The sequence below is a fragment of the uncultured Sphingomonas sp. genome, assembly GCF_913778135.1.
GTDB lineage: Bacteria > Pseudomonadota > Alphaproteobacteria > Sphingomonadales > Sphingomonadaceae > Sphingomonas.
Window position 1 is genome coordinate 1 of record NZ_CAJYVU010000074.1, and the last position, 12,385, is coordinate 12,385.

Consider the following 12,385-nt stretch of genomic DNA (forward strand, 5'->3'; position numbering starts at 1 on the left):
ACGGAAGCGAAAGCGAAGCCGGGGCGTTCAACGTTCCATGACACATACGCGCATCGCGTCCGCTGCCCTGATCGTGAACGCCAAATCGCGCCGCGGCCAAAAACTGTTCGCGCGTGCCTGCAAGGAAATGCGCGCGCTGCCATTCCCGGTCGACGCGCACGCGGTTGAAGATCCGCAGGAGCTTGAGGCAACCGTCACACGCGCGCTGGCGAAGAAGCCCGACCTCGTCGTGCTCGGCGGTGGTGACGGCACGATCAGTGGGCTGGTCGACCTGCTCGTGGGAAAGGACGTGACCCTCGGCGTGCTGCCGCTCGGCACCGCCAACAGCTTCGCACGGTCGCTCGGGCTCCCGCTCGACATTGCAGGTGCGGTGCGCGTGCTTGCCGATGGCACGCCGCGGCGGATCGATCTCGGCGTGATCGACGGCGACTATTACGCCAATTGCGCGGCAATGGGGATCAGTCCGCAGATCGCTGCGACCGTTCCGCATGCGCTCAAGAAAGTTGCCGGGCGCGTCGGCTATCTCGGCTGGGCGGCGCTGCAGTTCCTTCGCTTTCACTCCTTCACGCTTATCGTCGGTGAAGGCGCTTCCGCGGCGCGGATCAAGGCGGTGGAGGTGCGCATCTCTAACGGCCCCTTCCACGGCGGCACCGACGTGGTCGAGGGGGCAAAGGTCGACTCGGGCGAGATCGTCGTCCAGGCGGTAAAGGGTCCGTTCAAGCGCAACCTGGTCAAGAACTGGGCCGCAGCGTTCTTCCGACATGAGGCGCGACGCGAACACACCACGTCCTTCTCGGGCAAGAGCATCCGGATTGACACCGAACCGTCGGGCATGCCCATCTCGATTGATGGCGAGGTTCTGGCACACACGCCGGTCACTGCGCACATCGCGGCCGCGGTAATCGAGGTGATGGTACCGCGCTAGGCACCTGCGGCTACGTTAGCTCGCCGGACGCATGTTGCCGCCCGGTTCGACGTCCGCGTGACTGCGTTCGTCGCAATGCGCCTCCGGGGTGAGCAACGCGCCCTTTCGCCAGCCGCCGTGGCGATAATAGAGCGCGGCGAGCACCACCGTCGTCGCCGAGCCGAGCGGAAAGCTCCACCACAAAGCATCCGCACCCAGCGTCGGCCTGAGCGCGAGTGCGACGCCAAGGCGCACCGGGAACATCGCGGTGAACAGGATCGCCAGCGGCCCCCACACCGCGCCGTTCGCACGCACGACCCCGAACAACACCATCGTTGCGCCAAACAGCACGAAGCCCCAAGTCGAGACGAGGTTCACGTGTTCCGCGATGCCGAGCACCGCCGAGTCTTCGGGCACGAACAGCGACAGCAGCGGCCGGTCGAACAGCAGCGCGACAACGATGATCACGCCGGTAATCGCCAGATTGTAGATGATGCCACTGCGCGTGATCGCACCGACGCGGTCCCAGCGGCCCGCGCCGATATTCTGCGCTGCCATTGCGCTGACCGCCGCGCCGATCGCCATCGCGGGCATCTGGATATAGGTCCACAGCTGTTGCGTAATGCCATAGGCGGCGGTGGTGTCGACGCCGTTCCGATTGACCAGCCCGACCATCGCCAGCCCTGCGCTGGAAATCACCAGCATCTGCGCGCCGATCGGCAGCCCCTTGCCGACGATGGTGCCGATCAATTCGCGCTCGGGCAGGATGTAGCGTAGTTCCTCGCCGATCAGACGCAGCGGCAGGTCGCGCAGGTAAATGTAGCCGACCAGCACCGCGCACGCGACGACGTTGGCGATCAGCGTCGCGGTCGCCGACCCAGCGATTCCCAGTTCGGGCGCGGGGCCGAGGCCCAGGATGAAGACCGGGTTGAGCCCGGCGTCGAGCACAACCGACAGCCCCATGAACCACAGGGGCGTGAGCGAATCGCCGATCCCGCGCAGCCCCATGAACATCAGCACCAGCAGCATTGAGGCAGGCAGCCCGAGGAAGATCACGCGCAGGTACGCCAGCGCCTCGCCATAAGCGTCGCCTGGCGTGGCGAGCAGCGTCAGGATCTGCGGCGCGAAGATCCAGCCGAGCGCGCCGGTCACGACCGATCCGGCAAGAACGAGGCCAATCGCGGAGCCGAATGCACGCCGCGCCGCGTCGTGGTCGCGCCGGCCCCATGCCTGTCCGACGATGATCGTCGCCGCCATGCCGAAACCGAACACCATGCCGAACATCAGGAACATGATGATATTCGCGTTGCTCGTCGCGGCGAGTGCATTCTCGCCAAGAAAGCGCCCGACCCAAATCGTGTTGATCGACCCGTTGAGCGATTGGAGCACGTTGGATCCGAGCGTTGGAAGCGCAAAGGCGAGCAGCGTCTTGCCGATCGGTCCACGCGTCAGGTCGCGCTGGGGTCCATGCGTCGCGGGCGGGGAGGCTTCGTCCATGTCGCTGCCCTACCCTCGTCGCGCCGATCCGTTCCGCGGATGCTGCGCGCGAACGCTTACAAGCAGCGGGCGCGACGCTTGGAACCCTCACCCGGCTTGGGCTAGCATACGTGCCGAAGGGGAGATGAGATGCCGTTCACCGCGTCATGGTTGGCGATGATGTTACTGGTTCAGGGAGGCACGGGCGACGCCGCGCCGACCCCGCAGATCAGCGTAACAGGTAGCGGCAACGCATTTACGCCGCCCGACCTCGCGGTGGTGAGCTGGAAGATCCACGGCGAAGGCCCGACGTCGGACGCAGCGCTGATGCAGCTCAACGCGACGCGTTCGGCGGTCGACGGCGGCATTCGTTCGCTGACCAGTGCGGCCGCGAAAGGCGGCAACGTATCGATCCGCGCGGTCCGCCGCAGCGAATGTACCGCGAATAGTTATGGCCCGCCGCAGCTCGACGCGGGGCTGTGCGCGATTATCGGCTATGTCGCTGATCTTTCGCTGGAACTACGCACCAGCGACGTCGCGAAGGTCGGCACGATCACCGGGCTGATCGGCCGGCTGGGCGCACGCGATCCGCGCGTGTCCTCGTACCTCCTTGCCGATCCGCGCGGCGCACAGCGGCGCGCGATGGCCGCCGCGCTGGCGGACGCACGCACCCGCGCCGAAGCGATCGCGCAGGGTGCGAAGGTGAAACTCGGCGACCTGCTTTACGCGTCGGACAGCGGGCGGGACGAAACGCCTGACGAGATCATGGTCACGGGAGCGATGATCGCCGCACCCGCGCCACCGCCACCACCGCCACCGCCGCCTCCGATCGACGTAACCGTTGCGCCGCGCCCGATCGAGACGCAGGCGATCGCACGCGTGACCTACCGCATCATTCCCTGACGCGCCGTCGCGCCGCCCCGGTCAGCCAAGCCGTGCGAGCGCGGCGGCGAAGCGCTCGGCGTCGGCGGATTTCTCCGCGTGGTCGGCCTTGGCCTTTTCCACCGCCTCGGGCTTCGCGCGCTCGACGAAACTCGGATTGTCGAGCCGTCCGGCGAGCGCATCGCGCTCCTTCCGCGCGGCGGCGAGTGACTTGGTGAGGCGTTGACGCTCGGCCTCAAGGTCGATCACGCCTTCGAGCGCGAGCGCGAAGGTCTCCGCGCCCCAGAGGATCGGCGCGCGCGCGCCTTCGGCCTCGCCCGCGGTCACGGTGACGCGGGCGAGCCGCTCGACATAAGGCACGATCTCGGCCGGGATCGCGCTCGCGCCGATGTGGAGCGCGATCCGCGCCCCCGGCGGCACGTTAAGCTCGGCACGCGCAGCGCGTACCGCCTCGATCAGCTCGATCAGCCCCGACACCTGCGCGCCTGCGACGGGATCGAGCGCGCGCGCGTCCGCCATCGGCCAGTGCGCGACGATCAGATCGTGCTCACGCGGAGCCAGCGCGTGCCACAGTTCCTCGGTGATGAACGGCATGAACGGGTGGAGCAGGATCAGGATTTGGTCGAGCACCCAGCCCGCGATCGCCTTGGTCTCGTCATCGATCGCACCCTTGATCAGCTCGAGATACCAGTCGCAGAACCGGCTCCACGTAAACTGGTAGATCGCGTTCGCTGCCGCGTCGAAGCGATAGTCGGCCAGAGCAAGATCGACCGCTTGCACGGTTGCGATCGCCTCCGCGACGATCCACTTGTTGACCGCGTTAGTCGCGACCGGCGGATCGAGCGTGGTCGAACCGCCAATGCCGTTCACTTGCGCGAAGCGGCTGGCGTTCCACAGCTTGGTCGCGAAGTTGCGATACCCCTCGACCCGCTTCTCATCCATTTTGATGTCGCGACCCTGGCTCTCCATCGCCGCCATGAAGAAGCGCAGCGCGTCGGAGCCGTATTTGTCGATCAGGCCCAACGGATCGACCGTGTTGCCTTTCGACTTCGACATCTTGGCGCCGTCGGCCGCGCGGACGAGGCCGTGCAGGTAGAGCGTGCGGAACGGCACGTCGCCCATGAAGTGCATTCCCTGCATCATCATGCGCGCATCCCAGAAGAACAGGATGTCGAAGCCTGAGATCAGCACGTCATTGGGGTAGCGACCGGCGAGCGTGCGATCCTCGCCCTCGGGCCAGCCGAGCGTTGCGAACGGCCACAAGGCGGAAGAGAACCATGTGTCGAGCACGTCCTCGTCCTGCCGCAGTTCGACGCCCTCGCCCGCCTGCGCCTGCGCTTCCTCCGCAGTTTCGGCGACGAAGATGCGGCCGTCCTCGGCAAACCAAGCCGGAATGCGATGCCCCCACCAGAGTTGCCGTGAGACGCACCACTGCTGAATGTTCTCCATCCAGTTGAAGAAGGTCTTCTCCCACGTCTTTGGCACGATCTTGATGCGACCGTCGCGCACCGCCTCGATCGCCGGCTGCGCCAGCGTTTTCGCGTCGACGTACCATTGATCGGTCAGCCACGGCTCGATCACCTGACCCGAGCGGTCGCCGTATGGCGTTTGGATCACGCGGTCCTCGACGCGCTCCAGATACTCCTGCGCCGCTAATGCCTCGACGATCTCGCGCCGCGCCTCGAACCGGTCCATGCCGAGGAGGTAGTCGGGGACGAGGCCGTCTGCGGTCTGCGCGATCCGCGCTTGCGCATCGAGCATGTTGAGCATGTCGCGCGCTTCAATGCCCGCACGTCGGCCGACCTCGAAATCGTTGAAGTCGTGCCCCGGCGTGATCTTCACCGCACCTGAACCCAGCGCCGGGTCGGCATGCTCGTCGGCGATGATCGGGATCGTACGCCCGGTAATCGGCAGGCGGACGTATTTGCCGATCTTGTCGCGGTGACGCTCGTCGTCGGGATGAACCGCGACCGCCATGTCGGCGAGCATCGTCTCGGGCCGCGTCGTCGCGACCGAGATGAACCCCATCCCGTCTTCCAGCGGGTAACGCAGGTGCCAGAACTTGCCCTGCGTCTCGCGCGTCTCGACTTCCAAATCGCTGATCGCGGTGCCGAGGCCAGGGTCCCAGTTCACCAGCCGCTTGTCGCGGTAGAGCAATCCTTCGCGGTGCAGCTCGACGAAGACCTTGAGCACGGCCTTTGAGAAGCCCTCGTCCATCGTAAAGCGCTCGTTGGCCCAATCCATCGAGCAGCCGAGCCGGCGCAGCTGGCGCGTTATCTCGCCGCCGCTTTCCGCCTTCCAGTTCCAGACGCGCTCGACGAACTGCTCGCGCGACAGGTCGGTGCGCTTCTCACCCGCGGCGTTCATCTGCCGCTCGACCACCATCTGCGTCGCGATGCCGGCGTGATCGGTGCCGACGACCCACAGCGCGTCCTTGCCCTTCAATCGCGCGTGGCGGGCGAGAATGTCCTGCAATGTGTTGTCTAGCGCGTGACCGATGTGAAGCGAGCCTGTCACGTTGGGCGGCGGGTTGACGATCGTCCACGGCTCCGCATTAGGTCGCTCGGGACGGAACAGCCCCTTCTCTTCCCAATGGTTGTACCAGCGGGTCTCAATCGCGGCGGGGTCGAAGGTCTTCGCCAACGTGTTCTGTGGGAGTTCGCTCATGCGACTGCCCTTAGCCAACCGACCCCGCGAAAGTCACGTTTGAGTTGCGAACCTCAGCGCTGCGGCTCGCCCTTGGTCCAGCGGTCCATCCAGCCGAGCACCTCGCCGTACCATTGCCGCGAGTTCTTAGGCTTCAACACCCAATGGTTCTCGTTCGGGAACACCAGCAGACGCGACGGGATGCCGCGCCGCTGTAGCGCAGTGAAGGCGGCGATCCCCTGCGTATACGGGATACGAAAATCCTTCTCGCTCGTAATGACGAGCTGCGGCGTCTTCCACTTGGCGACGTAGTTTACCGGATTCCAGCGCTCGAACGCCTGCGGGTCCTCGTAATATGCCTTCCCGCCGTGCTCCCACTCGTCGAACCACAGTTCTTCGGTTTCGTACGCCATCGCGCGCGCGTCGAACACGCCGTCGTGCTGGACGATACACTTGAACCGGTCGGGCCAGCGTCCCTCGATCCAGTTCATCATGTACCCGCCGTAGGATGCGCCGAGCGCGCAGGCGTTGTCCGCGTCGAGCCACGGATATTTCTCGGTCGCGGCGGCGAGGCCCTTCTGCAGATCCTCTAGCGGCCAGCCGCCCCAGTTGTTGCTGATCGAGTCGGTGAAGGCCTGCCCGTATCCGGTCGAGCCGTGGAAATCGACCGCCACAAGCCCGTAGCCGGCGCCGGCGAACACCGCCGGGTTCCAGCGGTATGACCAGCTGTTGTTGCTCGATCCTTGCGGCCCGCCGTGAACCATGAACGCGATCGGCACTTTGCCGCTGCTTCCATACGGCTTGACCGAATAGCCCCAGACGGTGTCGTTGTTCGCGCCCTTGAAGCTGAAGCGATCGACGGTCGGCATGTCGATGCCGGCGAGCTTCGCCGCATTCACCTGCGTCAGTCGCTGCGGCGCACCGCCTGCGACACGGTAGAAGTCGTCGGGTGCGGTCAGACTGTTCATCGACACGACCGCGCCGCGTGGCCCGATCGCGACGCCTGAGACGTTGCCCGCCTGCGTCAACCGCGTCACCTGCCCGCTCGCCGCGTCAACGCGCCAGAGCGGGTTCTCCTGCGTGTCCTCCGCAGTGACGTAGAGGCTGCGCGAATCGGGCGCCCAGGCGATCGATCCAACCGACCGGTCCCAGCGCTCGGTTAGCGAGACGGTGTTGCCCGTCGACAGATCGCGGATCGTCAGCACGTAGCGGTCGGCCTCGAACCCCGGACGGCGCATCGCGAGATAGGCGAGCTTGCGTCCATCAGGCGAGACGCTCGGCTGCGTGTCGGTTGCCTTGTTCCCCGCGGTCAGGTTGGTCGGTGGCGCAGAGCCGTCAGCGGGCGCGGAGAAGATGTCGAGGTTGGTCGACAATGGCTCGATCCGACCTGCCTCGCGCAGCGCGAAATACACGGTACGGCCGTCTGGGCTCCAGCTGACTTCCTCGCTGCCGCCGAACGGCTTGGACGGCGCGTCGCCGACCAGTGCACCCTCGATCGCGATGCCGTTGCCCGGTGCGCCCGCACTCGTCAGCGGCAACACGAACAGCTGGGAGCGGGTGCCGTCCGCCCACGTGTCCCAGTGCCGGACAAACAGTTGATCGTAGGTGCGGCCCGATCCCGCGAGCGGGTCCTTCTTGACTACCGGCTGCTCAAGGCTCGGCGCGCCGGGCTTGCGATCGGCCCATACGACGAGGCGATCGGCGGTCGGTGCGACCTTGAAGCCGTTGAAGCCGCCCTTGAAGTCGGTTAGCCGGCGCGGTGTCCCACCCGTGACCGGCACCGACCAGATCGCGTCGTCGGCAGAAAAATAGACCATCGTGCCGACGATCTGCGGATCATTCTCATCTAGATTCGGGTCGGCCGCCAGCTTCTCGGGAACCGCGCCACTGCGCGACAGGTCGAGCCGCCACAGATCGTAGTGGCCGCGATCGGCCGCGACATCGGCCTCGCGCTGCGCCCAGACGAGCCAGCGCCCGTCCTTCGACATGGTCGGCGCGCCGACCCGCGATAGCGAGATCACGTCGTTGATCGTCAATTGCCGCGCGGCGGCGGGCACGGCAGCGATCGACAGGGCGGCGGTGGTGGCGAACAGCGTCGCCGCGATCATGCTCTTCATGCGCCCGGTTAAGCAGATCGTCGCGCTCGAAACAATCGCGCGAACGATGCCGGGTGTTACTACTGCGCGGCGGTGATTTTGGCGATCTCGCGCGCAACCAGTTGCTCGACAATCGCGGGCAGGTTGCGGTCGAGCCAGGTGGACACCATCGGTCGAAGCATCTCGCGCACAAGGCCCTCCAGCGTGCCGTCACTCTCAGGCTCGGGCTTCACCAGCAACCGCGACAGAGAGTCGAGTGCGCCGCGGGTCGCCTCGACCGTCGCGGCGGAGACATGAGCAGCATGCGATTCATGATGATCGGCCATGTGCGCCTGCATCGAGGCAGCCTGTGGTGCCGCGTTCTGCGTGCGTGTTGTCGCGGCTGCCGGACGTGCATCGAACGCCGGCGCTGCCACCGGAGGCGGCGTTGGCGGAGCCGGTGGCGAGATCGGGTCGCTCAATTCGAGCACCTCGTCTTCATCCTCCTCGTCGCGGCTCATCGGCAGCGGCGCCGCGCGACCCTGACCGTTGCGGCGATGACGCGGCGTACCGGTGTCGCCCTCTTCCGCGATGATGCGCTTGATCGAGGAAAGAATGTCCTCCATCGAAGGCTCCGCGCTCATGTCGCCCATCGTAACCCCGTTTGCCCGCCCTTCGGCTCCCGTCAGGGACGCCGCGTGTCCGCACCTGTGGTTAACCGCGTGCTCCTGTCAACATCGCTCTGCAACATCGGCTCGAGCGGACGCGTGACGTCTGCATTTTGTGCCGGTACCGACTTGGTCGACGATGCCGCGGTCGATGATGCTATGTCCGTATCGAAATCGGATATGCTGCCGCGGTAGCGCGCGTAATTCACGCTCGGATCGTAGAGCGGCCCGCCCTCCAGCCCAAGATCGCGCGCCTCGGCCTCGCCCATCGCCGCAAGCAGTGCGAAGCCGGCGACATACGCGTCGCGCCTGGCGGTCACCAACGTCACCTGACTGTTGAGCAGTTCCTGTTCGGCGTTCAGGATGTCGAGGATGGTGCGCGTGCCGACGCTGTTCTCCGCCCGCACGCCCTCCAGGCTCAGCTTGTTCGCCGCGACCGCCGCCTCAGCCGACGCGATCACCTCCTGCGAGGAACGCCACACCGCATAGGCCGAGCGCGTCTGCGCGATCACCTGCCGCTCGGCGAGCGTCGCCTGCTCGATTGCCTGCGAACGAAGCTCCTGCGCCTGCCGGATCAACGCCGCCGGACGCCCGGCCTGAAACAGCGGCAGGTTGAGCGACAGTCCCGCCGCGGTCGAGGTGCCCGACTGCGTCCCCTGATAACCCTGCCCCGAACCCAAAGTGCCGAGGAAATTGGAATAGTTTTGGCCAACCGTCACGCCGACCTGCGGTAGCCGGCTCGCCCGCGCGACCTTGATGTCATAATCGGTCGCGTCGCGGCTCCGGCGAGCGGCAAGAAGCTGCGGATTGTCCTGCAACGCCACCTCGACCGCCGCATCCGGAGAGGTCGGCAGGTGTGGCAGCGCGGGGGGAGCCGCCAACGTGCCGGGCGCCTCACCCACCAGGCTGACGTAACTTTCCCGGCTGGTGATCAGGTTTGCCTGCGCGGTCTGCATCTGCGCCCGCGCCAAGCTCAGGCGCGCTTCCGACTGTGCGACGTCGGTTCGCGTCAGGTCGCCGACCTCGAACCGGTCGCGACTGGCGCGCAAGTTGGTTTCCAGCACGCGCACGTTCTGCGCGTTCAACCCGACGATCGCCTCGTCGCGCAGGACGTTGTTGTAGGCACTAACCACTGCGGTGAAGAGTTGCGCTTCGGTCTGGCGCAGTGTCGACTGTCCCGCCTCGACGCGGATTTCCGCCGCGCGCACCGAATTGCGCACCGCACCGCCTTGGTACACCGGCACCGTCACCCCGATCGTGCCGTTGAGCGATCGCTCGGGCGAGGTGAAGCTGTTGCCGCCACGAATGAAATTCTCGTTCAGCCCACCCGAGGTCGCGACGGTTGGGCGTCCCGCCGCACGCGCGATCGGCACGTTCTGATCCGCCGCACGCTGCCCGGCGCGCTGGCCGGTAAGCGTCGGGTTGGTCTGATACGCCTTCAGCAGCGCTTCCTGCAGCGTCTCGGCCGAGGCGGCGGCGACACTCGTGCCGGCAAGGATCGTCCCGAGAAGGAGAAGAGAAGCGCGCAAGAAGGAGTCCTCAGAAGGTAAAGGAACGCGGTTTCGCGAAGCCGGGCAGACGAACGCTGTCGTAGTCGGCGAACGGCAGCAGCCCGATCACGTCGGCATCGCGCGCGCCCGCGGCCAAGCGCGACACGCCGCGGTCGACCAGACCGGTGACCACCCGACCGCGCTCGACCACTTGCGTGTACAGCGTGGCGGGTACTTCCTCGACCGCACCGTCGATCACCAGCACATCGTAGGGCGCACCGGCAGCGTGGCCGCGATCGAGCGGACCCTCGATCACCGTGACAGTTGGATAGTCGCGCAGGTTCTCGCGCGCCGCCGCGGCGAGCGCGGGCGTGCTCTCGACCGCGATCACCTCGCGCGCGATCTGCGCGATAATCGCGGCGGTGTAGCCGGTCCCCGCTCCGATCAGCAGCACGCGATCATCGGCGCGCAGCCGTGCCTCCACCAGCAATCGCGCGGTCGCGAGCGGCGTATTGGCGCGGCGCCCTTCGCCCAGATCAATCGTCGTGTCGCGGTAGGCGAGCGCCTCCATGCCGGCGGGCACGAAGCGTTCGCGCGGGGTTTCCGCCATCGCGGCGACCACGCGCGCGTCGATGACGCCGCTGGGACGAAGCTGGCTCGCCACCATCGCCATGCGCATGGCTTCGAATCGGTCGGAATGGAGCGTCGTCGCGGTCATTGCGTTTCCTGTGCCAGAGCTGTCATAGTAAGACAACACACTTCTTCGATCACGCTATGTACCGAACCAGCCGCGCGCCGCCAACACTTGCGAGCGTCCACGCCGGCGCAGGCTTGACACGCGCGCCCTGCCCTGCGCATTGCCGCGCCTCCCGACGTCGAGGCCCGATGGCGGAGTGGTGACGCAGAGGACTGCAAATCCTTGCACCCGGGTTCGATTCCCGGTCGGGCCTCCAATCTTTCGTCGATTTTCACGCCAAGGTGCTTATTCCTGCAAGTCGTGCAGGTCGCGGGGCCGCGTCGGCGGGGCCGGTGGCCTTTGCGATGCAGAAAGAAGATCGGCCGCCGATTACTCGACAACCGCAGGAGCAGCCGGTCAATTCAGTCGGTGACTATCGATGGTGCCTCGTCGCCTAGACGATCACGGCGGGGCCTAAGGCCGTGATAATTGACGTTTACCTCGAGGCGCGGCGTACGACATCGAGCCTTCCGGTCTTGATAGGAGACCTTGGCCGCTAAATCGGACGCGACTGTGGCAGGATGAATACTACGCGCCATGTCGTCGCGGTTGCGAACAGCCGACCGTTTAGCTTTTCATGACGGTCTGGCAGCTTGTCGACCGCACCAGCGCGCGGGTTTCGCTGGACGACCTGCCCGTGGCGCAATGGCTACTCGGCGATCACCGCTACCAAGCCGACAGGTCCAGGAGCCTCAAAGCAAAGTGCATCCAGCCATGCATCCCAGGCCTACGCGCATCCGGTAGGTCAGATACGACAATCGCCGTTACCTGCGCCGAAGCCATTCGCGATCATGTGCGGGCTGCCCACATACTGGCGGCGGTTTGACAGAAGCTACGATCGCTGCCCCCAACCTCTTATATCCGTGTTCGACGAGCCCTCACATCAGGCCCAGGGCTCGACATGTACCTTGGTTTCATTGTGCGCTCCTCGCAAGGTCTCTATCATCCCCGGCAAAGCGTCGAGTGGAATGGTGTTCGACACCATGGCCCGCGGCTCGACATCGCCTCGGTCGAGTAGATCGACAGCGGTCTGGAATTCCTCCAGCGTCCACGCCATCGAGAATGTCAGCTTCACCTGCTTGAACGTCGCGATCCCGGGGATGACGGCATCTGGCGCCATGCAGAAGCCCATTGAGATGACCTCGCCGTTCGGTTTCACCAGGTTGACCGATTGCTGCAGCGCGCCGACGACACCGATCGCTTCGAAGACGTAATCCGGTGGCCCGCCAAGCGCTTCGGCGATGCGTTCGCCCTCCCCCTCACCCAAGGTGACGAAGGCATCGGCCCCCATTGCAAGTGCAAGCGATTCGCGCCGCCTCGAGCGAGACGCCGTGACCAGTCGGCCGGCACCCAACCTGCGCGCCCAAAAGGTCGCCGTCAGACCGACCGTACCGCCACCGAGCACCAGCACCCGTGCGTTTGGCTTCAATCGCGCAAGCGACACTCCATGTAATCCGACAGCCAGCGGCTCAACCAACGCGCCATCCAAGAGCGACAGCGCGGACGGT

General features: G+C 65.9%; 9 protein-coding genes and 1 tRNA gene. 3 read left to right on the plus strand and 7 right to left on the minus strand.

Going from position 1 to position 12,385, the window contains the following annotated elements:
- The first annotated feature begins 37 nt into the window (after nt 1-37).
- Complete coding sequence (locus QZ847_RS07220; RefSeq protein ID WP_294354841.1) at nt 38-925, plus strand: diacylglycerol kinase family protein; 888 nt, start codon at nt 38-40, stop codon at nt 923-925.
- A gap of 15 nt (nt 926-940) precedes the next feature.
- On the opposite strand, the gene QZ847_RS07225 is transcribed toward QZ847_RS07220, so the two are convergent.
- Nucleotides 941-2,401 (minus strand): MATE family efflux transporter, encoded by a 1,461-nt coding sequence (locus QZ847_RS07225; protein ID WP_294354843.1) that lies wholly within the window; start codon nt 2,399-2,401, stop codon nt 941-943.
- A gap of 129 nt (nt 2,402-2,530) precedes the next feature.
- On the opposite strand from QZ847_RS07225, the gene QZ847_RS07230 reads away from it, so the two are divergent.
- Complete coding sequence (locus QZ847_RS07230; protein WP_294354846.1) at nt 2,531-3,283, plus strand: SIMPL domain-containing protein; 753 nt, start codon at nt 2,531-2,533, stop codon at nt 3,281-3,283.
- Between the two features lie 21 nt (nt 3,284-3,304).
- Here the strand turns inward: QZ847_RS07230 and QZ847_RS07235 are convergent, their stop codons facing one another.
- Genes QZ847_RS07235 through QZ847_RS07255 form a run of 5 tightly spaced genes read right to left on the minus strand, consistent with a single transcriptional unit; the run spans nt 3,305 to nt 10,859 of the window.
- Nucleotides 3,305-5,929 carry a valine--tRNA ligase gene (locus QZ847_RS07235; protein WP_294354851.1) on the minus strand — a complete coding sequence of 875 codons (2,625 nt, stop codon included), beginning with the start codon at nt 5,927-5,929 and terminating at the stop codon, nt 3,305-3,307.
- Nucleotides 5,930-5,982: 53 nt separating this feature from the next.
- The gene (locus QZ847_RS07240) at nt 5,983-8,025 is read right to left on the minus strand and encodes a S9 family peptidase (protein WP_294354854.1); all 2,043 of its coding nucleotides are present in this window, start codon (nt 8,023-8,025) and stop codon (nt 5,983-5,985) included.
- Nucleotides 8,026-8,084: 59 nt separating this feature from the next.
- The gene (locus QZ847_RS07245; protein WP_294354856.1) at nt 8,085-8,636 is read right to left on the minus strand and encodes a DUF2497 domain-containing protein; all 552 of its coding nucleotides are present in this window, start codon (nt 8,634-8,636) and stop codon (nt 8,085-8,087) included.
- Between the two features lie 32 nt (nt 8,637-8,668).
- Entirely contained in the window at nt 8,669-10,180 is a 1,512-nt protein-coding gene (locus QZ847_RS07250; protein ID WP_294354859.1) for a TolC family outer membrane protein, read from the minus strand.
- Nucleotides 10,181-10,190: 10 nt separating this feature from the next.
- Nucleotides 10,191-10,859: a protein-L-isoaspartate O-methyltransferase gene (locus QZ847_RS07255; RefSeq protein ID WP_294354861.1), complete on the minus strand. Its 669-nt coding sequence runs from the start codon at nt 10,857-10,859 to the stop codon at nt 10,191-10,193.
- A gap of 161 nt (nt 10,860-11,020) precedes the next feature.
- On the opposite strand from QZ847_RS07255, the gene QZ847_RS07260 reads away from it, so the two are divergent.
- Nucleotides 11,021-11,094: transfer RNA gene (locus tag QZ847_RS07260), tRNA-Cys, on the plus strand.
- 666 nt (nt 11,095-11,760) lie between these two features.
- Here the strand turns inward: QZ847_RS07260 and QZ847_RS07265 are convergent.
- On the minus strand, nt 11,761-12,385 hold a 625-nt coding region (locus tag QZ847_RS07265; protein WP_294354864.1), incomplete at its 5' end, for a zinc-binding dehydrogenase.

Bases quoted from the DNA above. Each gene is read 5' to 3' on its own strand.
- QZ847_RS07225 (WP_294354843.1), bottom strand. From the start codon at position 2,401: ATGGACGAAGCCTCCCCGCCCGCGACGCATGGACCCCAGCGCGACCTG.
- QZ847_RS07220 (WP_294354841.1), top strand. From the start codon at position 38: ATGACACATACGCGCATCGCGTCCGCTGCCCTGATCGTGAACGCCAAA.
- QZ847_RS07235 (WP_294354851.1), bottom strand. From the start codon at position 5,929: ATGAGCGAACTCCCACAGAACACGTTGGCGAAGACCTTCGACCCCGCC.
- QZ847_RS07240 (WP_294354854.1), bottom strand. From the start codon at position 8,025: ATGAAGAGCATGATCGCGGCGACGCTGTTCGCCACCACCGCCGCCCTG.
- QZ847_RS07230 (WP_294354846.1), top strand. From the start codon at position 2,531: ATGCCGTTCACCGCGTCATGGTTGGCGATGATGTTACTGGTTCAGGGA.
- QZ847_RS07245 (WP_294354856.1), bottom strand. From the start codon at position 8,636: ATGGGCGACATGAGCGCGGAGCCTTCGATGGAGGACATTCTTTCCTCG.
- QZ847_RS07255 (WP_294354861.1), bottom strand. From the start codon at position 10,859: ATGACCGCGACGACGCTCCATTCCGACCGATTCGAAGCCATGCGCATG.